The organism is Lelliottia sp., assembly GCF_045627565.1.
In the GTDB taxonomy this organism is placed as follows: Bacteria; Pseudomonadota; Gammaproteobacteria; order Enterobacterales; family Enterobacteriaceae; genus Enterobacter.
This window is the reverse complement of the sequence record NZ_JAZQNX010000039.1, coordinates 47491-70350: the sequence shown is the minus strand read 5'-3', so window position 1 is coordinate 70350 and position 22860 is coordinate 47491. Positions and strand designations below refer to the sequence as shown.

Annotated in this window: 18 protein-coding genes; 12 read left to right on the top strand and 6 right to left on the bottom strand. The window is 53.7% G+C overall.

The window, feature by feature from the left end:
- Positions 1-21: 21 nt before the first annotated feature.
- Together ACKI5T_RS18525 and rlmM are read left to right on the top strand one after the other, a co-directional pair.
- Positions 22-417 (top strand): DUF423 domain-containing protein, encoded by a 396-nt coding sequence (locus ACKI5T_RS18525; RefSeq protein ID WP_407439337.1) that lies wholly within the window; start codon positions 22-24, stop codon positions 415-417.
- Positions 410-1510, top strand: coding sequence for a 23S rRNA (cytidine(2498)-2'-O)-methyltransferase RlmM (gene rlmM, locus ACKI5T_RS18520; RefSeq protein ID WP_015960245.1), 1101 nt, complete (start codon positions 410-412; stop codon positions 1508-1510). The genes ACKI5T_RS18525 and rlmM overlap by 8 nt, the downstream gene beginning before the upstream one ends.
- A gap of 36 nt (positions 1511-1546) precedes the next feature.
- Here rlmM and xni read toward each other — a convergent pair whose 3' ends face one another.
- From xni to queF, 5 genes are all read right to left on the bottom strand, one after another.
- Positions 1547-2302 carry a flap endonuclease Xni gene (gene xni, locus ACKI5T_RS18515; protein ID WP_407439334.1) on the bottom strand — a complete coding sequence of 252 codons (756 nt, stop codon included), beginning with the start codon at positions 2300-2302 and terminating at the stop codon, positions 1547-1549.
- A gap of 110 nt (positions 2303-2412) precedes the next feature.
- On the bottom strand, positions 2413-3780 hold the full coding sequence (locus tag ACKI5T_RS18510) for an L-serine ammonia-lyase (RefSeq protein WP_407439332.1): 1368 nt from the start codon (positions 3778-3780) through the stop codon (positions 2413-2415).
- Between the two features lie 61 nt (positions 3781-3841).
- The gene (locus tag ACKI5T_RS18505; protein ID WP_407439330.1) at positions 3842-5131 is read right to left on the bottom strand and encodes an HAAAP family serine/threonine permease; all 1290 of its coding nucleotides are present in this window, start codon (positions 5129-5131) and stop codon (positions 3842-3844) included.
- 509 nt (positions 5132-5640) lie between these two features.
- On the bottom strand, positions 5641-7005 hold the full coding sequence (gene ppnN, locus ACKI5T_RS18500) for a nucleotide 5'-monophosphate nucleosidase PpnN (protein ID WP_015960241.1): 1365 nt from the start codon (positions 7003-7005) through the stop codon (positions 5641-5643).
- Positions 7006-7116: 111 nt separating this feature from the next.
- A complete protein-coding gene (gene queF, locus ACKI5T_RS18495) occupies positions 7117-7959 on the bottom strand; it encodes an NADPH-dependent 7-cyano-7-deazaguanine reductase QueF (protein ID WP_407439328.1) in 843 nt (280 codons plus the stop codon).
- 69 nt (positions 7960-8028) lie between these two features.
- Between queF and syd the strand changes: the two genes are divergently transcribed.
- The 8 genes from syd to ACKI5T_RS18455 all read left to right on the top strand — a co-directional run bounded on the left by syd (position 8029) and on the right by ACKI5T_RS18455 (position 16420).
- Positions 8029-8574 (top strand): SecY-interacting protein, encoded by a 546-nt coding sequence (syd, locus tag ACKI5T_RS18490; protein WP_015960239.1) that lies wholly within the window; start codon positions 8029-8031, stop codon positions 8572-8574.
- Between the two features lie 630 nt (positions 8575-9204).
- On the top strand, positions 9205-9534 hold the full coding sequence (locus ACKI5T_RS18485; protein ID WP_133631277.1) for a YqcC family protein: 330 nt from the start codon (positions 9205-9207) through the stop codon (positions 9532-9534).
- Complete coding sequence (gene truC / locus ACKI5T_RS18480; RefSeq protein WP_407439325.1) at positions 9531-10316, top strand: tRNA pseudouridine(65) synthase TruC; 786 nt, start codon at positions 9531-9533, stop codon at positions 10314-10316. The genes ACKI5T_RS18485 and truC overlap by 4 nt, the downstream gene beginning before the upstream one ends.
- Before the next feature lie 15 nt (positions 10317-10331).
- Positions 10332-10781, top strand: a complete 450-nt coding sequence (locus ACKI5T_RS18475) for a flavodoxin (RefSeq protein WP_015960236.1) — start codon at positions 10332-10334, stop codon at positions 10779-10781.
- A gap of 361 nt (positions 10782-11142) precedes the next feature.
- Positions 11143-12498, top strand: coding sequence for an MFS transporter (locus ACKI5T_RS18470; protein WP_407439323.1), 1356 nt, complete (start codon positions 11143-11145; stop codon positions 12496-12498).
- On the top strand, positions 12498-13838 hold the full coding sequence (locus tag ACKI5T_RS18465) for an enolase C-terminal domain-like protein (protein WP_407439465.1): 1341 nt from the start codon (positions 12498-12500) through the stop codon (positions 13836-13838). Before ACKI5T_RS18470 ends, ACKI5T_RS18465 begins: the two co-directional genes overlap by 1 nt.
- Positions 13839-13851: 13 nt before the next feature.
- Positions 13852-15192: a glucarate dehydratase gene (gene gudD, locus ACKI5T_RS18460; protein ID WP_407439321.1), complete on the top strand. Its 1341-nt coding sequence runs from the start codon at positions 13852-13854 to the stop codon at positions 15190-15192.
- An 88-nt stretch (positions 15193-15280) separates the two neighbouring features.
- On the top strand, positions 15281-16420 hold the full coding sequence (locus ACKI5T_RS18455; protein ID WP_407439320.1) for a glycerate kinase: 1140 nt from the start codon (positions 15281-15283) through the stop codon (positions 16418-16420).
- A gap of 15 nt (positions 16421-16435) precedes the next feature.
- On the opposite strand, the gene barA is transcribed toward ACKI5T_RS18455, so the two are convergent.
- A complete protein-coding gene (gene barA, locus ACKI5T_RS18450; protein ID WP_407439318.1) occupies positions 16436-19192 on the bottom strand; it encodes a two-component sensor histidine kinase BarA in 2757 nt (918 codons plus the stop codon).
- A 57-nt stretch (positions 19193-19249) separates the two neighbouring features.
- On the opposite strand from barA, the gene rlmD reads away from it, so the two are divergent.
- Together rlmD and relA are read left to right on the top strand one after the other, a co-directional pair.
- Entirely contained in the window at positions 19250-20545 is a 1296-nt protein-coding gene (gene rlmD / locus ACKI5T_RS18445; RefSeq protein WP_407439316.1) for a 23S rRNA (uracil(1939)-C(5))-methyltransferase RlmD, read from the top strand.
- Between the two features lie 55 nt (positions 20546-20600).
- Positions 20601-22832, top strand: a complete 2232-nt coding sequence (gene relA, locus ACKI5T_RS18440) for a GTP diphosphokinase (protein ID WP_015960229.1) — start codon at positions 20601-20603, stop codon at positions 22830-22832.
- Positions 22833-22860 lie beyond the last annotated feature (28 nt).

Below are 22860 nucleotides of genomic sequence, written 5' to 3'. Positions count from 1 at the left end.
GCATAACTTTAGGACAGAGACATGACCAGCCGTTTCATGCTGATTTTTGCCGCAGTCAGTGGCTTTATTTTTGTCGCATTGGGCGCTTTTGGCGCGCATGTATTAAGCAAATCTTTAGGGGTTGTGGAGATGGGCTGGATTCATACCGGCCTTGAATATCAAGCGTTTCACACGCTGGCCATCTTTGGGCTTGCTGTGGCGATGCAGCGCCGCATCAGCATTTGGTTTTACTGGAGCAGTGTCTTTATGGCGCTCGGAACCGTGCTGTTTAGTGGCAGTTTGTACTGCCTTGCGCTTTCGCATTTACGCCTGTGGGCGTTTGTTACACCGGTCGGAGGCTTTAGCTTCCTGGCGGGTTGGGTATTAATGTTTATCGGAGCTATCCGTCTGAAACGCAAGGGCGTTGTTCATGAATAAGGTTGTTTTATATTGTCGCCCGGGGTTTGAGAAAGAGTGCGCCGCGGAAATCACTGATAAAGCGGCGCGCCGTGAGGTGTTCGGCTTTGCACGCGTGAAAGAGAACGCGGGCTATGTGGTCTTCGAGTGCTATCAGCCGGATGACGCCGACAAGCTGGTACGAGAGTTACCGTTTAGCTCATTAATTTTTGCCCGTCAGATGTTTGTTGCGGGTGAACTGTTGCGCGATCTGCCACCAGAAGATCGTATTTCGCCTATCTCCGGAATGCTGCAAGGCGTTGTGGAAAAAGGCGGCGATCTGCGCGTTGAAGTGGCTGATACCAACGAAAGCAAAGAGCTGATGAAGTTCTGCCGCAAATTGACCGTTCCGCTACGCGCGGCATTGCGCGAAGTGGGCGTGCTCACTAACTATGAGACGCCTAAGCGCCCTGTCGTTCATGTGTTCTTTATTGCGCCAGGCTGTTGTTATACGGGCTATTCCTACACGACAAACAATTCACCGTTTTATATGGGTATCCCGCGTCTGAGATTCCCTTCAGATGCGCCGAGTCGTTCCACGTTGAAACTGGAAGAGGCGTTCCACGTCTTCATTCCTGCCGACGAGTGGGATGAACGCCTGGCTAACGGGATGCACGCGGTCGATCTGGGTGCTTGCCCTGGCGGCTGGACCTATCAGCTGGTGAAACGCAACATGTGGGTGGCTTCGGTAGATAACGGTCCGATGGCGCAAAGCCTGATGGATACCGGGCAGGTCACCTGGCTGCGTGAAGACGGCTTCCGCTATCGTCCGACCCGCAACAACATCACCTGGATGGTGTGCGATATGGTTGAAAAGCCGGCAAAAGTGGCTGCATTGATGGCGACCTGGCTGGTGAACGGCTGGTGCCGTGAGACGATTTTTAACCTCAAGTTGCCAATGAAAAAACGCTACGAAGAGGTGTCTCAAAACCTGGCGTACATTCAGGAACAGCTGAATGCCCAGGGGATTAACGCTGAGATTCAGGCGCGCCAACTCTATCATGACCGCGAAGAAGTGACGGTGCATGTCCGTCGCTGGTGGGCGGCTGTGGGTGGGCGTCGCGACGAACGATAATACCTGTGCCCTTCATTCTTCAGGGATGAAGGGCAATTATTTTACTAACCTGAGCTGCTGCAAGTTTCCGTCTAGCTGTAAATCAATCTGTAATCTCGCCACATCCCGGCAAATAAACGCCATTTCTTTATACGCCTCCAGCTTCTTGCGCCACTTTTCGGGTACGTCATCAAGATGCGCGTAAATCCCTTCGAGATCCTGAAAATCGGTCAGCAGCTGTGCGGCACTTTTGGGACCAATACCCGCGACGCCCGGGACTCTTGAACTGCTGATCCCGGCAAGTCCCCAGTAGTCAGGGAGTTGCTGAGGCGACACGCCAAATTCGCTGGCGATAAAGGGCGCATCGAGCCAGCGTTTCTGGAAATAATCACGAATGCGGATGGTGGGGGAAAGAAGCTGGCAATAGCCTTTGTCGGTCGAAACAATCGTCGCCTGATGGCCAGCACCCGCCACTTTTATCGCCAGCGTAGCTGCCAGATCGTCAGCTTCATTTCCTTGTGCGCCCCAGCAGGGAACGCCGCGGTGTTCGAACGCTGCGCGGATAGTAGGCATCTCGGCATGCAGGTCATCGGGCATGGGCGCACGTCCGGCTTTATAGTCCGGTAAAAGCTGATGACGCCAGCCAGTGTTACGGGCTTCGTCATCGAAGACGGCAACCACATGTGTCGGCTGACTGTGGCGAATAAGCTGCTCCAGCGCGTTCAGGCAAGTGTCCTTGCAGGGCGTGCCTTGTACCGCATGAATGCGGCGGATAAGATTTAACGCATCAACAATCAGCAAATGAACGGCCACAGACATTCTCCCTTTTATCCAGTCGATTAAGGGTAACACTGCGAAGAGAAGGAAACTATGAAAGGCGGAGATAACGGGAAGGTGCCTCGCAGAAAGAGGCACCTTTTGACTTAATCGCAGGTCACGATTTTCATCGCCAAACCGCCACGAGAGGTTTCGCGGTATTTGGCATTCATGTCTTTGCCCGTTTCATACATCGTTTCGATAACTTTATCGAGACAGACGCGGGGCTCGCTGGTGCGGCGTAGCGCCATACGCGAAGCGTTGACCGCTTTAACGGAGGCAATCGCATTACGCTCAATGCAAGGCACCTGAACCTGTCCGGCGACGGGATCGCAGGTCAGCCCCAGGTTGTGCTCCATACCGATTTCTGCTGCGATGCAAACCTGCGTCGGGCTACCGCCCAACAGCTCAGTAAGGCCTGCTGCTGCCATTGAGCAGGCAACGCCGACTTCGCCCTGACAGCCAACTTCAGCGCCAGAAATGGACGCGTTCATCTTGTAAAGTGAGCCAATCGCGCTGGTCACCAGCAGATAGCGCGCCAGTGAGTTGGCGTTAACTTCACGGATAAACTTATCGTAATAAGCCAGAACCGCCGGAACGATACCGCACGCACCATTCGTCGGAGCAGTTACCACGCGGCCACCCGCGGCGTTTTCTTCATTTACCGCCAGCGCGAACATGTTGATCCAGTCAACAACGGCCATCGGGTCGGTCGTGGTTTTGTCGGTGCTGACCAGCATACGGCGCAGCGCAGCGGCACGACGCGGAACGCGCAGTTTGCCCGGCAAAACGCCTTCGGTGGTGATGCCGCGCTCGATACCGCCACGCATTACATCCCAGACGTTCTTGAAGTGCTGCTCGAGATCTTCTTTGCTGTGTAGCGCCAGTTCGTTTTTCATCATCAGGCCGGAGAGCGACAGGCCCGTTTCCTGGCAGTGACGCTGTAAATCCGCCGCGTTTTTGTACGGATAAGGCACGGCAACGGATGAATCACTCGACTGACCAAAGTGCTCTTCGTCGACGATAAAACCGCCGCCGATGGAATAGTAAGTCTGGCTGTGAATAGCCTTTTCGCCTGCCAGCGCGGTAATACGCATACCGTTCTCGTGCAGGGAGAGGTTGTCGGCATGAAAATTCATGCACTTATCAACCGGGAATTCCACTTCATGCTCGCCGTTTGCCAGAAGCAGGCGGCCATGAGTGTTAACGTCCTGGATAAAACCAGGGATGGCATCGATGTCGACACTGTCCGGCAGGTTACCCGCCAGGCCCATAATGATGGCGATATCGGTGTGGTGGCCTTTACCCGTCAGGGAAAGGGAACCGTATACATCAACAACCACGCGCGTGACGTCGTGCAGAATGCCGCGTGCAATCAAGTCATCCGTGAATTGTTTACCGGCTTTCATCGGCCCGACAGTGTGAGAGCTGGAAGGACCAATACCGATTTTAAAGATATCGAATACGCTAATCATGATGCGTCCATTGCTTTCAGTCAGAGGAAGAGTGCGCCGTCCACAGACGGCGCGGGAGGTATTAGCTGAACAGCGAGAAGAAGATAGCGGAGATAGCAATCAGACCCATAATCACAACGAATACGTTGCTGACGTGGCCGCTGTACTTACGCATCGCCGGAACTTTCTGAATCGCATACATCGGCATCAGGAACAGAATCATCGCAATGATTGGGCCGCCCAGGGTTTCGATCATGCCGAGAATGCTCGGGTTCATGGTCGCTACCGCCCAGGTGGTCAACAGCATGAACAATGCAGTGATTTTGTTCAGTTTGTTGATTTCAATGCTTTTGCCTTTACCACGCAGAGATTTAATCACCATACCGTTGAAGCCTTCGCGTGCGCCGAGGTAGTGGCCCAGGAAGGATTTGGTAATAGCGATAATCGCGATGATTGGCGCCATCCAGGCAATCAACGGTGCGTTAAAGTGGTTAGCCAGGTAAGACAGAATTGAAATGTTCTGTGCTTTTGCTGCTGCCAGATCCGCTGGGGACAGGCTCAATACACAGCTGAAGACGAAGAACATAACGGTAATCACCATCATGACGTGAGCGCGTGCCAGGATGCTGGAACATTTCTTCTCTGCGCCCTGACCGTACTCTTCACGTTTTGCAACAGCGAAAGAAGAGATGATCGGGGAGTGGTTGAAGGAGAAGACCATGACCGGGATAGCCAGCCACAGGGTCATCCACAAACCGTTACCGGTGGCAGATGCAGTGCTGAAGGAGAGGGTTTCCAGTGCTGCGCTGTTCCACTGTGGGATCAGGTAGCACGCCAGCACCATCAGGGCAACCACGAACGGGAATACCAGAACGCTCATCGCTTTCACGATCATCTGCTCGCCAAAACGAACGATAGTCATCATGCCCAGAATCAGAATCAGAGACAGAATCGCACGCGGTGGTGGCGTCATGTGCAGCTGGTGCGTCATGAAGCTTTCCACGGTGTTGGTGATCGCCACGCTGTAAACCAGCAGAATCGGGTAGATAGCGAAGAAGTAAAGCAGGGTAATCAGTTTACCAGCACCAATACCAAAGTGTTCTTCAACAACTTCAGTGATGTCTTCGCCTGGGTTTTTGCCGGAAAGAACAAAACGGGTCAGGCCGCGGTGTGCAAAGTAAGTCATCGGGAAGGCAATGATTGCCATAATGATCAGCGGAATCAGACCGCCAACGCCTGCGTTAATTGGCAGGAAAAGAACGCCAGCACCGATTGCTGTACCGTACAGGCCCAGCATCCACATGGTGTCCGTTTTGCGCCATCCACTTCTGGATTCTGTTGAAGCAATGGTGCTGGTTTGAGTGGTTTCCATCTATTTCTCCTGGAGGAAGCAATTTGTCAGGTTTCTGGTCAAATCCATTAAAAAAACGCCTGACGGTAATATGAAATTCGTTTAGTGACGGTTTTTTTATAATTTTTCCCCGTAACTATTTGCGGGCGGAAAGATACATTTAAGTAATGAATGTATCAGTGATCCTGATCCCAAATGCAATAATCCACTTATGATGTGGGCATTATTAGACCAAAAAACTGTAATTAAAACGTCAAAGCGGATTTACGGGCGCGAAGGCTACCATTAACGACATATGGCAGGATAGCTTAGTGCTACATATACGCGAGATTGGCTGTAAACATTGGCTTTTTTAGTTTTATCTGGTGGGTAATTTAGATTAAGGCTGATAATTGACGGTTTAAAAATATAGGTAATCGTTTGCGTGCGGGGCGAAAATGTAAATCAGATAAGTAATACCTATGATTAATCAGATGAAATTAAAAAGCCGGGTGAAAACCCGGCTTGGAATAGTGCAGTAGATTATGCGGCTACGCGCAAATTTCGTAGCAAGGGATATAGGCAGAGCCGGGCAGCTTCATTCGATGCTGTGCGACAAAGCCCTGTAGCAGGTCGTCCATGCGACGCATCATCTCGCTATCGCCGTGGATTTTGTACGGACCAAACTCTTCAATGGCACGAATGCCCACCTCTTTGACATTACCCGCCACGATACCGGAGAACGCACGACGCAGGTCTGCCGCCAGTACTTCAACTGGCTGATCCGGATACAGTTTAAGATTGGCCATGTTTTCATGGGATGGCTCAAACGGCATTTGCAGATCCGGTGGAATACGAATTGACCAGTTAAAGCTGTAGGCATCGCCCGTGTCGCGGCGGTTTTCTTTCACCAGCGGCATCGCTTTTTTCATCTGACGCGCCACTTCTGCCGCATCGTCAACAATAATGCGGTAATGGCTTCGTGCCGCTTCGCCGAGCGTATGGACAATAAATTCATCCAGAACGCGGAAATAGTCCGCGCTCTCTTTAGGACCGGTCAGGATCAGCGGAAGAACCTGGTTTTTGTTGGCCGGATTCATCAGGATACCCAACAGGTAAAGCAGTTCTTCAGCGGTACCCACACCACCCGGGAAGATGATTATCCCGTGCGCGATGCGGACGAACGCCTCAAGACGTTTTTCAATATCCGGCATGATAATCAGTTCATTAACCAGCGGATTCGGCGGTTCAGCGGCAATAATAGACGGCTCGGTCATACCAATAAATCGGCCTTCTTTATAACGCTGCTGCGCGTGGCCAACCGCCGCGCCTTTCATGGGGGCTTCCATCGCGCCTGGACCGCAGCCGGTACAAATATTCAGTTCGCGCAGTCCCAGCTGTGTGCCAACCCGGCGGGCGTACAAATATTCAGTTTCATTGATGGAGTGGCCGCCCCAGCAGACGACCATGTTCGGCGCTTCGCCCACGTGCAGAGCACGGGCGTTACGTAGAATAGAGAACACCAGGTTAGTCATGTGGACCGAGCTTTCCAGATTTAGATGCTGGAAGCGACCGGCGTTGTGAATTTGTCCGTTAACAAACAGGATATCGCGCAGGACGGCGAACAGGTTGGCCTGCAATGAGCGAATAATTCGCCCGTCGACAAAGGCATCTTCCGGCGGGTTAATCACTTCGAGCTTCACGCCACGTTCGCGGCGCAACACGTTGATATCAAAGCTTTCAAAACGAGACAGCAGCTCCTTGCTGTTATCTGTCAGACTTCCGGAGTTCAGAACGGCAAGTGAACAGTTGCGAAACAGTTGATACAGGTCACTGCTGGCCGTGCGTTTAAGCATGTCCACTTCCAGCTGCGACAACATATCCATTGAGCCAAGCGGGCTAATATGTGTAATCAAGTGAGCTCCTTATGGGACGAAGATCTTCTTTCCCTGTTGATTACAATAGCCCTGGCTTATGACGTTTCACAACCTCAAGCGCGGAATGAACCGCGCAAATCGAGAAAAAAATTACTGACGGACCAGACGTCCAATCGCGGGAGCAAATTCGGTATTGGTGCGCCACGGGTTAATATCCAGGCCGCCGCGACGGGTGTAACGCGCGTAGACGCTCAGTTTCTCCGGCTGGCAGAAGCGCTGAATATCATTAAAGATACGCTCCACGCACTGCTCGTGGAATTCGTTGTGATGGCGGAACGACACCAGATAGCGGAGCAGTTTTTCCCGGTCAATTTTCGGGCCACGATACTGAATTTGCACCGAGCCCCAGTCTGGCTGATGGGTGATCAGACAGTTCGATTTCAGTAAATGGCTAACCAGCGTCTCTTCCACCACTTTGCTGTCGGTGGCGTTTTCGAGATAGTCAGTGCTGAATTCGTAGTTGTCGATTTCAATATCCTGATCGTCAATGCAGGCACCATGGAAGTGGGCAATGGGCTGTCCTTCCAGTTCGTGCAGACGATACAACGCCACCGTCACGTTGCCCTGCGCACAGGCGCTGAGATCGCGCTCAAGCGTACGTTGCACGTCATCCCAGGAATCAAATCGTGTCTGATTAAAGCTGTTCAGGTAAAGCTTGAAGCTTTTGGATTCCACCAGATTCATGCTGGCGTAATCCAGCTCAACGTGACCTACGGCCACCTGTGGCAAGCCGCGCGCATTCAGCCAGGAGAGTTCATAGAGCGTCCAGATATCGCCGCCGACAAAAGGTAGCGCGTCGGCGCGCAGCCCGAGCGGATCGCGATTAAGACTGCGCGGAACGCCTTGCAGCAGGCTAGCGTCGTAGGTGTCGCGGTAATCGGTTGTTTTGCCCAGCGTTAAACCCGTTAACGCCTGATGATTTTCGTAAGACATGTTTCATTGCCACTTTGCAGGTACACTATAAACCCAAGTTTATCCTGTCTGACGTGAAGAGAGAAATCGGTGGATATTGAGACTGCAAATGCCCTGACGGCATTCACTGCACGCTATTGCGACGCATGGCATGAAATGAATGGAACGTGGCCGCAAAGTGAAGAGTTATACGGTGTGCCGTCGCCATGCATTATCACCACGATGGACGACAAAATTCTCTGGCAGCCCCAGCCGTTCTCACTTGAGCAGACTGTAAATGCAGTTGAGCGTGCAATGGACATCGTGGTACAGCCAGCGGTTCATGCGTTTTACACCACACAGTTTGCCGGGGATATGCAGGCTCGTTTCGCCAATGAGACGATGACGCTGCTCCAGACCTGGAGCGAAAATGATTTCCAGCGGGTTCAGGAGAATCTGATTGGGCATCTGGTGACGCAAAAACGCCTGAAACTTGCCCCGACGCTCTTTATCGCCACGCTGGACAGCGAACTAGATGTGATCGCTGTCTGTAATCTGAATGGTGAAGTCATTAAAGAAACGCTCGGCACCCGCAAACGCGACGTTCTCGCGCCCTCACTTGCGGATTTCCTCAATCAACTCGAGCCGGTTTTGTAATCCAACGCCGTACGTCTTTTGTGAGAGATCTCTTACACGGGTTGTGAGAGATCACCGTTACACGCCGCTTTAATTTCGTAAGTCTCCTCATTAAATTCGTTTACTTTCAATGGATTGATATGGATTTTAAGCGTTTTTATTATGAGTGGGCTTGCTGTGAGCCTCTTCGGATGGGTTGTAAGACGAAGCGGAATGGGTAATCCTATACAGGTCGACAGGATGCCGACACGAGAAGCGAACATCAGGATGATGACGTTTTTCACCGAGGATACGTCAGGATGGCGCTGCAGGAAGGCTTCAGGATGAAGCAAAAAGGATCACGCAGGACGCGTAAGGGACACCTCCAGGAAGGAGAAAGAGAACCGGTCAGGATGCCCGGTGGGTCAGGAAGATCAGGACGTTTCGGGATGAAACATTCACATCAGGATGATGTGAGCTGGATGCGCGGTTTACGGACGACCAGGCCCTCGGGCCGCAGGAAAAGTTGTCAAGGACGAGCAGGGAGCACAAATTGTAGCTGGAATGCTGCGAAACGAACCGGGAGCACTGTTTATACAGTGCTCCCTTTTTTTGTTTCTGCGTCACGCAATGCTATGCTGCGCGCCGTTCAGTTTTTCAGTTGAGGTATTTATGACGCATCACGACAGCGTTCGTGCTCAGTTGCACGCTATCGAATCCCTTTTGCGCCACCACCAGCTGTGGCAAGAAATGGCGCCGCAGGCAGAGGCTTTCGAAAGCACGCAGCCATTTTGCCTGGATACGCTCGAGCCTTTCGAGTGGCTACAATGGGTGCTGATTCCGCGCCTGCACGCCTTGCTGGACGGCGGTCACCCCCTTCCGCATGATTTTGCCGTTAGCCCCTATTATGAAATGGCGCTCGATACGTCTCACCCGCAACGGGAAGGGGTATTGATTGAGCTGCAGCGTCTGGACAAACTCTTTGCCGGAAATAACGTATGACCATTGAGATCCTGTATCAGGATGAATGGATCGTTGCCGTTAACAAGCCGTCAGGCTGGCTGGTTCACCGTAGCTGGCTGGATCGCGATGAAAAAGTCGTGGTAATGCAAACCGTGCGCGACCAGATTGGTCAGCACGTTTTTACCGTACACCGCCTCGACAGACCCACGTCCGGCGTTTTGCTGATGGGCCTTTCCAGCGAAGCCGGACGTTTGCTCTCCCAGCATTTCGAGCAGCATCAAATTCAAAAACGCTATCACGCTATCGTGCGTGGCTGGCTGATGGATGAAGCCACGCTCGATTATCCGTTGGTTGAGGAGCTGGATAAAATCGCTGACAAATTTGCCCGCGAAAACAAGGATCCACAGCCAGCAGTGACGGATTACCGTGGTCTTGCCACCGTTGAAATGCCCGTGGCAACAGGGAAGTTCTCAACGACACGTTATGGTTTGGTTGAACTGGAACCCAAAACTGGACGTAAACACCAGTTGCGTCGCCATCTTTCTCACCTGCGTCATCCGATTATTGGTGACAGCAAACACGGCGATTTGCGCCAGAACCGCAGTGCGGCCGAGCACTTTGGTTGTGGCCGATTGATGCTACACGCCAGCCAACTCAGCCTGACGCATCCTTTTACCGGCGAACCGCTGGTGATTCGTGCGGGTCTGGACGATGTATGGATGCAGGCGCTATCACAGTTTGGCTGGCTGGGACAACTCCCCGAAAATGAAAGGGTTGAGTTTGTCGCCAGCAACGTTCAGGATGAACAGCAAGAGCAATAATCGAGGGCGTTAAGCATGGCTGAAGTCGGAATTTTTGTCGGCACGATGTACGGCAACTCGCTACTGGTGGCCGAAGAAGCCGAAGCGATCCTGGCAGGGATGGGCCATAAAGCGACCGTCTATGAAGATCCGGATCTGGCCGACTGGGAAAAGTACAAAAATCAGTATGTGCTGGTGGTGACCTCTACAACCGGACAGGGCGATCTGCCCGACAGCATCGTTCCGCTTTTTCAGGGCATTAAACATAAGCTGGGTTATCAGCCTGATGTTCACTACGGCATTATCGCTCTGGGTGACAGCAGTTATAGCCATTTCTGCGGCGGCGGTAAGCAGTTTGATGCGCTACTGCAGGAGCAAAGCGCTCAACGCGTCGGCGATATGCTGATGATTGATGCGAGCGAGCATCCTGAGCCTGAAAGTGAATCAAACCCCTGGGTCGAAAACTGGGGTTCGTTACTCAAATAATCTTTCGCCCTCCCGTCTGCGGAGGGCGTTATCCTCGCGTCAAGCGACCTGATTCACACTCTTCTGTTTCCTTCTCTCTCTTTATTCCTGTATCTGCGTTTTCGTGAAGTCCCTTCCATTGCGTTGTGCTTATGCCTCAAACAACCTCAAACACGCCCGTCAATGTTGTGTCGTTGCACGGTGAGAGGGGCGAGAGTCCTTACATATACTTTCCTCGTCAGTTACCAAAAAGGCAGTTAGACACAATAAAACGGCACAAAGCCGTACCAAAACTGCAAACACTAACCTCTCATTCTGATTACCCTACAGGTTGTGCCGTACAGAATGAACCTGGCGAAAGCTACGATTCAGGAGTGCAACAATGAGTACATTAAGCCACGCGGCGAGCAGCGCTGAGAAGCGCACCAATGCTCGCTACTGGATAGTGGTGATGCTGTTTATCGTCACGTCCTTCAATTATGGCGACCGCGCCACATTGTCGATTGCCGGTTCCGAAATGGCAAAAGACATTGGTCTCGATGCGGTCGGTATGGGATATGTCTTCTCTGCATTTTCTTGGGCCTACGTGATTGGCCAAATCCCCGGCGGCTGGTTGCTTGACCGCTTCGGCTCAAAACGTGTCTATTTCTGGTCCATCTTTATATGGTCCCTGTTTACGCTGTTGCAGGGCTTTGTCGACGTCTTCAACGGTTTCGGCATTATCGTTGCACTCTTCACCTTACGTTTCCTGGTGGGGCTGGCCGAAGCGCCATCATTCCCGGGCAATAGCCGTATCGTCGCCGCCTGGTTCCCCGCTCAAGAAAGGGGCACGGCAGTCGCGATTTTTAACTCCGCACAGTATTTCGCGACGGTGATCTTCGCGCCGATCATGGGCTGGCTAACGCATGAAGTGGGCTGGTCACATGTGTTCTTCTTTATGGGCGGCCTTGGGATCATCATCAGCTTTGTCTGGCTAAAAGTGATCCACGAACCCAATCAACATCCGGGCGTAAACAAGAAAGAGCTGGAATACATTGCTGAAGGTGGCGCGCTGATCAACATGGATCAGAAAAGCACCAAAGAAAAAGTACCGTTCAGCCAAAAATGGGGCCAGATCAAACAGCTTATCGGCTCGCGCATGATGATCGGCATCTACCTCGGTCAATACTGCATCAACGCGTTGACTTACTTCTTTATTACCTGGTTCCCGGTGTATCTGGTGCAGGCGCGCGGCATGTCAATTCTCAAAGCAGGCTTTATCGCCTCTGTCCCTGCGGTGTGCGGCTTTATTGGCGGCGTGCTGGGCGGGGTGATTTCAGACTGGCTGATGCGGCGTACCGGATCGCTCAACATTGCGCGTAAAACGCCGATTGTGTTGGGGATGCTGCTCTCGATGTCGATGGTGTTCTGTAACTACGTTGACGTGGAGTGGATGATTGTCGGCTTTATGGCGCTGGCGTTCTTCGGCAAAGGCATTGGCGCATTGGGTTGGGCGGTCATGGCGGATACGGCACCGAAAGAGATCAGCGGACTCAGCGGCGGTCTGTTCAACATGTTCGGCAATATCTCTGGCATCGTCACGCCGATTGCGATTGGCTATATCGTCGGCACCACCGGATCGTTTAATGGGGCGCTCATCTATGTTGGCGTTCACGCTCTGGTCGCGGTCTTGAGCTATCTGGTGCTGGTGGGCGATATCAAACGTGTGGAATTGAAACCTGTTGTGGGGCGCACATGATGAATACGCAATCCAGCCCAGTGATTACCGATATGCAGGTCATTCCGGTGGCCGGCTACGACAGTATGCTGCTCAATATTGGCGACGCGCATAATGCGTATTTCACGCGCAATATCGTGGTTCTCACCGACAGCGCCGGGAACACCGGCGTAGGGGAAGCGCCAGGCGGTGAAGTGATTCTCCAGACGCTGCTTGATGCCATTCCGATGGTCATCGGTCGGGAAATTGCCCGACTGAACAACGTGGTGCAGCAAGTGCATAAAGGCAATCAGGCGGCTGATTTCGATACGTTCGGCAAAGGCGCCTGGACGTTTGAACTGCGCGTAAACGCTGTCGCCGCGCTAGAAGCAGCGCTGCTGGACCTTCTCGGAAAAACGCTGAACGTCCCGGTATGTGAACTGCTCGGTCCGGGCAAACAGCGTGATGCGGTGACGGTGCTGGGGTATCTCTTCTATGTGGGCGATCGCACTAAAACCGATCTGCCGTATCTGGAAGACACCGCGGGCCATCATGACTGGTACCACTTGCGTCACCAGGAGGCACTGACCCGCGACGCGGTGGTGCGTCTGGCAGAAGCCGCACAGGATCGCTATGGGTTTAAAGACTTCAAACTGAAGGGCGGCGTACTGCCGGGTGAGCAGGAAATCGATGCCGCCCGCGCACTCAAAAAACGGTTCCCGGATGCGCGTATTACCGTCGATCCCAACGGGGCGTGGCTGCTGGATGAAGCCATTTCCCTGTGCAAAGGCCTGAACGACGTGCTGACCTACGCGGAAGATCCTTGTGGTGCTGAGCAAGGTTTTTCAGGGCGCGAAGTGATGGCGGAATTCCGTCGCGCAACAGGATTGCCGGTGGCGACCAATATGATCGCTACCAACTGGCGCGAAATGGGTCACGCGGTCATGCTTAATTCAGTCGATATTCCGCTGGCCGATCCGCACTTCTGGACACTTTCAGGCGCAGTGCGTGTCGCGCAACTCTGCGACGACTGGGGTCTGACATGGGGTTGCCACTCCAATAATCATTTCGATATCTCACTGGCGATGTTCACGCACGTTGGTGCCGCTGCGCCGGGTACGCCGACGGCCATCGACACCCACTGGATTTGGCAGGAGGGCGACGCGCGCCTGACCAAAAATCCCCTTGAGATTAAAAACGGCAAAATCGCCGTACCGGATGCACCGGGATTAGGTGTCGAACTGGACTGGGATCAAATCCATAAGGCGCATGAGCTTTACAAGAAGTTGCCAGGCGGCGCGCGTAATGACGCGGGTCCGATGCAATATCTTGTTCCCGGCTGGACATTTGACCGCAAACGCCCTGCGTTCGGTCGCCACTAATTAAAAGGATGGAATGATGAGTACTTTCTCTACCCCTGTTGTGACGTCAATGCAGATTGTCCCGGTGGCGGGCCACGACAGCATGCTGATGAATCTGAGCGGCGCGCATGCTCCGTTCTTTACCCGCAACATCGTCATCATCAAAGACAACTCAGGCCATACCGGCGTGGGTGAAATTCCGGGCGGCGAGAAGATCCGCAAAACTCTGGAAGACGCGATTCCATTAGTGGTGGGTAAAACGCTTGGCGAATACAAAAACGTCTTAAACGTGGTGCGTAACACCTTTGCCGATCGCGATGCGGGCGGTCGAGGGCTACAAACGTTTGACCTGCGCACCACCATTCATGTGGTGACGGGGATCGAAGCGGCGATGCTGGATCTGCTCGGGCAGCATCTCGGCGTTAACGTCGCCTCATTGCTGGGCGAAGGCCAGCAGCGGAGCGAAGTCGAAATGCTCGGTTATCTGTTCTTCGTGGGCGATCGCACACTGACGCCGCTGGAATACCAAAGCCAGCCCGACGAAAAATGCGACTGGTATCGTCTGCGTCACGACGAAGCCATGACGCCGGATACGGTGGTACGGCTGGCTGAAGCCGCCTACGAAAAATATGGTTTTAACGATTTCAAACTGAAAGGCGGCGTTCTGGCAGGGGAGGAAGAGGCTGAGTCGATTGAAGCCCTGGCGAAGCGCTTCCCGCTGGCGCGCGTCACGCTCGATCCCAACGGTGCCTGGTCGCTCAATGAAGCCATCAGCATTGGTAAGCGGCTGAAAGGCGTGCTGGCCTATGCCGAAGACCCGTGTGGCGCTGAGCAGGGGTTTTCCGGTCGTGAAGTGATGGCTGAATTCCGCCGTGCAACGGGTCTGCCAACGGCGACAAATATGATTGCCACCGACTGGCGTCAGATGGGGCACACCCTTTCGCTGCAATCGGTTGATATTCCGCTGGCCGATCCGCATTTCTGGACTATGCAAGGCTCGGTGCGTGTGGCGCAAATGTGCCATGAATTCGGGCTGACCTGGGGTTCGCACTCCAACAACCACTTTGATATTTCGCTGGCGATGTTCACTCACGTTGCGGCCGCAGCGCCAGGGAAAATCACCGCTATCGACACGCACTGGATCTGGCAGGAGGGCAACCAGCGCCTGACCAAACAGCCGTTCGAGATAAAAGGCGGAATGGTACACGTACCCACCACCCCAGGCTTAGGCGTCGAATTGGATATGGATCAGCTAATGAAAGCGCACGAGCTGTATCAGAAGCATGGCCTGGGCGCACGTGATGATGCGATGGCGATGCAGTATTTAATCCCGGACTGGACCTTTAACAATAAGCGTCCTTGCATGGTGCGTTAGGTGTGAATGCCGGTTCCTGCGGGAGTGGGCATTTTTGCACTCTGCGCGGGTGTATGCTCAACGAAGTTAACAGGCGTAAGGATGGCGTATGAAAATTGTAATCGCACCGGACTCGTATAAGGAAAGTTTGAGTGCTCTTGAGGTGGCGACAGCGATCGAGCAGGGATTTAGCGAGATCTTTCCTTCGGCGCAGTATGTCAAATTACCGGTAGCCGACGGCGGCGAAGGCACGGTCGAAGCGATGGTGGCGGCCACGCAGGGCAAAATCATCAACGTCCAGGTCACAGGACCGTTGGGCGAAAACGTTGAAGGGTTCTACGGATTATCCGGGAACGAACAAAGCGCGTTTATCGAAATGGCGGCAGCGAGCGGCCTTGAACTTGTCGCCTCATCCTTACGTAATCCGCTCAAAACCACCTCCTGGGGCACGGGCGAACTCATTCGTCATGCCCTGGATGCAGGGGTAAAACACATCATTATTGGTCTTGGCGGAAGTGCCACTAACGACGGCGGTGCCGGAATGGTGCAGGCGCTGGGGGCAAAATTGCTAAACGCCCAGGGCCATCAAATCGGACAAGGGGGCGGCGAGCTGGACAGGTTGGCGCGCATTGATATCAACACGCTGGATTCCCGTCTGGCGGAGTGCTGCATCGAAGTGGCCTGCGATGTCACCAACCCGTTAACCGGCGATGAAGGCGCATCAGCGGTGTTTGGCCCGCAAAAAGGGGCGACCCCGGAAATGGTCAGTAAGCTGGATCAGTCCCTGGCGCACTTTGCGCAAATCATCTCCCGCGATCTGGATAAAGACGTGCTCAACCTTGCGGGGGGCGGTGCAGCGGGTGGCATGGGCGCAGCGCTGTACGCGTTTTGCGGCGCGGAGTTACGCCAGGGCATTGAGATTGTTACCGACGCTTTGCATCTGGATAAACACATAGCTGATGCCGACTTAGTGATCACCGGCGAAGGGCGCATCGACAGCCAGACGATACATGGCAAAGTGCCGGTCGGCGTGGCGAAAGTCGCCAAACGTTACAACAAGCCCGTGATCGGTATTGCCGGGAGCTTGACGGCAGATGTTGGCGTGGTGCATGAGCACGGCATCGACGCGGTGTTCAGCGTGATTTATAGCGTTTGCACTCTGGAAGAGGCGTTAGAAAATGCCGCAGAAAACGTGCGCATGACCGCGAGAAATATCGCGGCGACATTGCTGGCGGGAAAGGGGATGTAATATCCCCTGATTTTCTTATCCCAGCATTTTTCTCGCTTCGCGCGTGACGTTATCCATTTCATCCAGCAATTCGAGAAACTCTGGCTCCAGCTCTGACTCAGGCGTACCCGAACGCAACTGCTGCTCAAGCAACTGGCAGAGACTTTTCAGGCGCGGCACGCCGCTGTAGCTGCAGCTACCGTGCAATTTATGAATGGCCTCAAGCAGATCTTCAGGGTTTTCACCAACCAGCTGTTCTTCTACTTTATTGCGGATTTCCGGCAGGAAGGCGATCAGCATTTGCAGCATCTCTCGCGCTAAATCCGGTTTACCCGCCGCCTGATGTAGCGCCAGCTGCCAGTCGAGTGTGGCATTAGGATTAAAGGTCATTTCCACGGGTTCTGATGGGGCAATGTTAGCTCCCCCCACGAGGCCAGGCTTATAGCGTAATAGCAGGCTGTGCAGCTTCTCTTCGTCGATCGGTTTCGCCAGATAATCATTCATTCCAGCACTCAACAGCTTCTCTTTTTGCCCCGCCATGGCATGAGCCGTCACTGCAATCACTGGTGTTTGCTGCTGATGCGGGAGCTGGCGAATCAACTCACAGGCGCGAATGCCATCCATGTCCGGCATCTGAATATCCATCAGTATCAGATCAAATTGCATCTGCTTCGCATGTTCCACCGCCTGCGCGCCGCTGCTGCATAGCTCAACGTGTTGCACCTGGTCTTCCAGTAACACACCGATGAGTTTGAGGTTGGCCGGATTGTCATCGACAGCCATGACGCTCATTGGCAGTTTGTGGTCATCATGAGCGACGGGGAGTGCATGATGATTGATGCGGCAATATTCGGTCAGCGCGGGCAGCAGACGTGTTGCGGTCAGCGGTTTTAACAGACACGCAGCCGCACCGTCATTTTTTAGCTCCTCCGCGTTCAGCTGCGCGTGACACGGCAGCGCCAGAAGCAGGTAATCGGTCATGGAAGCGGCTTTCGCCAGCCGCTCCTGCTGCATCGTCAGTTCGCCCGTAAAGGTGACCGGAATGCCCATCAGCAAAATGTCGTAATGATCGACGGCGAGAGCAGAGAACGTCGGGCTGTAAATAACCTCCAGTGGCGTAGTGCTGAGCACATCCAGCGTACTTTGGGCCGCTGCGGCGTTCGGTTCGACATAGGCCAGACGCATGCCGCGCAGGCAGTGTGTCATTGGGCCGTCGGTCACCACGTTGGGATTCAGGTCGAGACTGATATGGAACCAGAACGTCGATCCGCGATTGGGCTGGCTGTGGAAGGAGATATCCCCGCCCATCTCTTTGAGCAGTTTTTGGGTGATCACCAGCCCTAATCCTGTCCCGCCGTGGCGACGCGAAATACTGGCATCCGCCTGGCGGAAAGCCTGGAACAGCCGCGACTGATCCCGCTCAGGGATCCCAATGCCGGTATCGCGGATCTGCACCTCAATCTGGAGTTTGTTATTGCTGATCGCACGCTTTTCGACCAGAACGTCAATGTTTCCGTTTTCGGTAAATTTAATCGCGTTCCCCACCAGATTAGTGATCACCTGCTGGAGACGCAGCGGATCGCCGATGACATTATCTGGCACGTCATTTTTGATGTTCAGCGTCAGCTCAAGACCTTTGTCGTGCGAGGAGTGCGCAAGAAGCGTCACGATTTCATCCAGGGTGCTGCGCAGCGGGAAAGGAATGCTTTCAAGGATCAGTTTGCCCGCTTCCAGTTTGGAAAAATCAAGCACATCGTTAATGATCGCCAGCAGATTATTCGCCGAACGCTCAATGGTATGCAGATGATCGCGTTGGGTGGGATTGAGCTCAGATTTTAGCGTCAGGCGCGTAAAGCCAATCACCCCGTTCAGCGGCGTGCGCAGCTCGTGGGACATATTGGCGAGGAATTCTGATTTAATACGCGCGGCTTCCTGGGCGCGTTTTTTCGCTAAATCCAGCTCGACGTTCTGGATTTCCATCTGCTCAAGGGTTTCGCGCAGATCGGAGGTGGCCTGATCGACGTTATGCTGCATCTCTTCGTGATAGGCCGCCAGCGACATCGCCATCGAGTTAATGCCGTTTTTCAGCATATCCAGCTCGCCGAGCATAAATCCTTCGACACGACTGTCGAGTTGCCCGCGCCGGATGCGATCAACGGTATTCACCATATTACGAATGGGACTGGTGACGTCGCGCATTAAACGCCAGCCGAAAATGAGCGCAATCCCGATACAAAACAGCATCATTACGCTGGAGATAAATATTTCTTTGTACTGCTGGAGCCGCACTGACTTGAGATCCAACTCCAGCGCCACATATCCCAACATATTCTTACTGGCCTTGGCGTCTGATACGGCGGATTCATCCGGCGAATAGCTCTCCGATAAAATCGGCGTACGCAGAATCATAATATCGCCACGCCTTATCACAGTCAGATGACGCGGAAAGGGCACGCCGTCGGCGATTTTCAGTTCGCTGGGATCGAGATGAAAATTCGAGGTGACGAACAGGCGATTATTTTCGTCATACACGGAAATCGCCCGGACGATCTCTGAATGGCGGCGATGCAACACGCTGATGAGCTGCCCGAGAGAATCACGATTTTGCAGATTCATGCCGTATTCACTCGACACGGCCAGCGGTTCGATGATGCTGGCGCCTGCATCTTCAAGTTGACGCTGCAAGTCATTGTAACGGTGCACAACAAAGAAGATGCTCAACAGCAAACCGATCAGAACGGTCGGGGCGAGAATCAAAATCATCATGCGTGCGCGCAGGCTGTAGTTGGTCATGGCGTTCCGTTATGGGACAATTAGGGTCATTATGTTTTTTTGAGAAAATTCTCGGCGATGGCGCAATTCTACTCTGCAAAGCGACGCGTGACGACGCGTCAGATCATAACTGTTGAAGCCACAGACCTGGACCCGTTTGGTCAGGGCGTTGCGCGTCATAACGGCAAGGCGTTGTTTATTGCTGGATTATTACCGAATGAACGGGCCGAAGTCACCCTGACGGAAGACAAAAGCAAGTATTCACGCGGCCAGGTAAAACGTCGCCTTAATGATAGCCCTGAACGCGTTGCGCCACGCTGTCTGCATTTTGGCGTGTGCGGTGGCTGCCAGCAGCAGCATGCGAGCGTTGCGCTACAACAGAGCAGCAAAAGCACTGCGCTGGCGCGTCTGATGAAGCATGAGGTGAATGAGATTATCTCCGGGCAGCCCTGGGGATATCGCCGCCGGGCGCGTCTGAGCCTGAGCTATGAACCCAAAACGCAAAAACTGGCGATGGGTTTTCGCAAAGCCGCCTCCAGTGACATCGTGGATGTGAAGCAGTGCCCCGTTTTGGTGCCCCATCTTGAAGCATTACTCCCGCATTTGCGCAACTGCCTTTCTGATTTGCAGGGCGCGCGTGCGCTGGGACATGTTGAGCTGGTCCTTGCTGATAATGGGCCGTTGATGGTGCTGCGCCACACTGCGCCACTTTCCGCTCAGGATCGCGAAAAACTGGAACGCTTTTCGCATTCTCATGAACTAACGCTTTTTCTCGCGCCACAAAGCGAGATACTTGAGCGCGTGTCGGGTGACGATCCCTGGTATCTCTCTGACGGACTACGCTTAACGTTCAGTCCGCGAGATTTCATCCAGGTGAACGACGGTGTGAACCAGCAGATGGTCGCGAAAGCGATTGAGTGGCTTGATGTTCAGCCGGGTGACCGAGTGCTCGACCTGTTTTGCGGCATGGGGAATTTTACCTTGCCTCTGGCGCAACGAGCAGCCAGCGTCATCGGCGTCGAAGGCGTCAATGCGCTGGTCGAAAAAGGGCAGCAAAATGCGCGTCATAACGCGTTGGATAATGTGACATTCTTTCATGAAAACCTTGAAGAGGATGTCACTCAACAGCCCTGGGCGCAGCACGGTTTTGATAAAATTTTACTCGATCCCGCACGCGCGGGTGCGCCGGGCGTAATGCAGCATATAATTAAACTCGCGCCAAAACGCGTGGTCTATGTTTCCTGTAACCCAGCGACATTGGCGCGGGACAGCGAGGCATTATTAAGTGCGGGTTACCAAATTCAGCGTCTGGCAATGCTGGATATGTTCCCGCACACTGGACACCTGGAATCAATGGTGTTGTTTCAGCTCTAGTGATTAGTTTCGGCTTGTCGAATTCGACAGGCCCTTGTCCCTAAAGGAGAGGACGATGGTTGCGGTAAGAAGTGCACATCTCAATAAAGCTGGTGAGTTTGACCCACAAAAATGGATCGCAAGTCTGGGGATTTCCAGCCAGCAGTCGTGTGAACGCTTAACCGAAACCTGGGCCTATTGTCTGCGCATGACGCAGGGCCATGCTGACGCCGATTTGGTGTTATGGCGCGGCATCGAGATGGTCGAAATCCTCTCCATGCTCAACATGGATATCGAAACGCTGCAGGCCGCGTTGCTGTTCCCACTGGCGGATGCCGACGTGGTCAGCGAAGACGTGCTGCGTGAGAGCGTAGGAAAACCCGTAGTTGAACTGATTCACGGCGTGCGCGATATGGCAGCCATTCGTCAGCTTAAAGCGGCTCATACGGACTCTGTCTCCTCCGAACAGGTTGATAACGTTCGCCGCATGCTACTGGCGATGGTGGATGATTTCCGCTGCGTCGTCATCAAGCTGGCCGAACGCGTTGCCCACCTGCGTGAAGTGAAAGATGCGCCTGAAGATGAGCGCGTGCTGGCGGCAAAAGAGTGCACCAATATTTATGCGCCTCTTGCTAACCGTTTAGGCATCGGACAGCTGAAATGGGAGCTTGAGGATTACTGCTTCCGCTATCTGCACCCTGCGGAATACAAGCGTATTGCCAAACTGCTGCACGAGCGCCGTATCGATCGCGAGCACTATATCGACGAGTTTGTCGGTGGATTGCGTCAGGCGATGAAAGAAGAGAACGTGCGGGCCGAAGTGTATGGCCGACCGAAACATATCTACAGCATCTGGCGCAAAATGCAGAAAAAGCATCTTGCCTTTGATGAGCTGTTTGACGTGCGTGCGGTGCGCATCGTCGCCGATCGTTTGCAGGACTGCTACGCCGCGCTGGGGATAGTGCATACTCACTTCCGTCATTTACCGGATGAGTTTGACGATTACGTCGCCAACCCCAAACCGAACGGCTATCAATCCATTCACACTGTTGTGCTGGGTCCTGGCGGCAAAACGGTTGAAATTCAGATTCGTACCAAACAGATGCATGAAGACGCTGAACTTGGCGTCGCGGCACACTGGAAATACAAAGAAGGCCCCTCCACCGGAACGCGTACCGGCCACGAAGATCGTATTGCCTGGCTGCGTAAGCTTATCGCCTGGCAAGAAGAGATGGCCGATTCGGGCGAATTGCTCGACGAAGTGCGTAGTCAGGTCTTTGACGACCGGGTGTATGTCTTTACGCCAAAAGGGGACGTTGTAGACCTGCCAACAGGTTCAACGCCGCTCGATTTTGCTTACCACATCCACAGCGATGTGGGGCATCGCTGCATCGGGGCGAAGATTGGCGGGCGCATTGTGCCGTTTACCTATCAGCTCCAGATGGGCGATCAGATTGAAATCATCACCCAGAAACAGCCGAACCCAAGCCGCGACTGGCTAAACCCGAACCTGGGTTATGTCACTACCAGCCGTGGCCGCTCCAAAATCCATGCCTGGTTCCGCAAGCAAGATCGCGACAAAAATATCATCGCGGGTCGCCAGATTTTGGATGATGAGCTGGAACATTTAGGCATCAACCTGAAAGAAGCAGAAAAACACCTGCTGCCGCGCTACAACTTCAACGAAATGGATGAGCTGTTAGCGGCCATTGGCGGGGGCGATATTCGTCTCAACCAGATGGTGAATTTCCTGCAGTCGAAGTTCAATAAGCCGAGCGCGGCTGAACAAGATGCGGCTGCGCTGAAACAGCTTCAGCAGAAAACCTACACGCCACCGCATCGCAGCAAAGATAATGGCCGCGTAGTGGTCGAGGGCGTCGGCAATTTGATGCACCACATTGCCCGCTGCTGCCAGCCGATCCCTGGCGATGACATTGTCGGGTTTATTACTCAGGGGCGGGGAATTTCGATTCACCGTTCGGACTGCGACCAGCTGGCCGAGCTGCAATCTCATGCGCCGGAACGCATCGTGGATGCGGTGTGGGGCGAAAGCTATTCCGCCGGTTACTCGCTGGTGGTGCGCGTCACGGCTAATGACCGTAGCGGTTTGCTGCGTGACATCACCACGATTCTTGCCAACGAGAAGGTCAACGTGCTGGGCGTGGCGAGTCGCAGCGACACGCGCGAGCAGCTCGCCACCATCGATATGACGATCGAAATCTACAACCTGCAGGTGCTGGGCCGCGTGCTTGGCAAACTGAACCAGGTGCCGGATGTGATTGACGCCCGTCGCCTGCACGGCGGCTAATCCTCTTTTATCAGCCGGGTAAGGCGTC

Bases quoted from the DNA above. Each gene is read 5' to 3' on its own strand.
- relA (WP_015960229.1), top strand. From the start codon at position 20,601: ATGGTTGCGGTAAGAAGTGCACATCTCAATAAAGCTGGTGAGTTTGAC.
- ACKI5T_RS18465 (WP_407439465.1), top strand. From the start codon at position 12,498: ATGAATACGCAATCCAGCCCAGTGATTACCGATATGCAGGTCATTCCG.
- rlmM (WP_015960245.1), top strand. From the start codon at position 410: ATGAATAAGGTTGTTTTATATTGTCGCCCGGGGTTTGAGAAAGAGTGC.
- truC (WP_407439325.1), top strand. From the start codon at position 9,531: ATGACCATTGAGATCCTGTATCAGGATGAATGGATCGTTGCCGTTAAC.
- ACKI5T_RS18455 (WP_407439320.1), top strand. From the start codon at position 15,281: ATGAAAATTGTAATCGCACCGGACTCGTATAAGGAAAGTTTGAGTGCT.
- ACKI5T_RS18485 (WP_133631277.1), top strand. From the start codon at position 9,205: ATGACGCATCACGACAGCGTTCGTGCTCAGTTGCACGCTATCGAATCC.
- ACKI5T_RS18475 (WP_015960236.1), top strand. From the start codon at position 10,332: ATGGCTGAAGTCGGAATTTTTGTCGGCACGATGTACGGCAACTCGCTA.
- ACKI5T_RS18510 (WP_407439332.1), bottom strand. From the start codon at position 3,780: ATGATTAGCGTATTCGATATCTTTAAAATCGGTATTGGTCCTTCCAGC.
- rlmD (WP_407439316.1), top strand. From the start codon at position 19,250: ATGGCGCAATTCTACTCTGCAAAGCGACGCGTGACGACGCGTCAGATC.
- ACKI5T_RS18470 (WP_407439323.1), top strand. From the start codon at position 11,143: ATGAGTACATTAAGCCACGCGGCGAGCAGCGCTGAGAAGCGCACCAAT.
- ACKI5T_RS18505 (WP_407439330.1), bottom strand. From the start codon at position 5,131: ATGGAAACCACTCAAACCAGCACCATTGCTTCAACAGAATCCAGAAGT.
- gudD (WP_407439321.1), top strand. From the start codon at position 13,852: ATGATGAGTACTTTCTCTACCCCTGTTGTGACGTCAATGCAGATTGTC.
- barA (WP_407439318.1), bottom strand. From the start codon at position 19,192: ATGACCAACTACAGCCTGCGCGCACGCATGATGATTTTGATTCTCGCC.
- queF (WP_407439328.1), bottom strand. From the start codon at position 7,959: ATGTCTTACGAAAATCATCAGGCGTTAACGGGTTTAACGCTGGGCAAA.
- ACKI5T_RS18525 (WP_407439337.1), top strand. From the start codon at position 22: ATGACCAGCCGTTTCATGCTGATTTTTGCCGCAGTCAGTGGCTTTATT.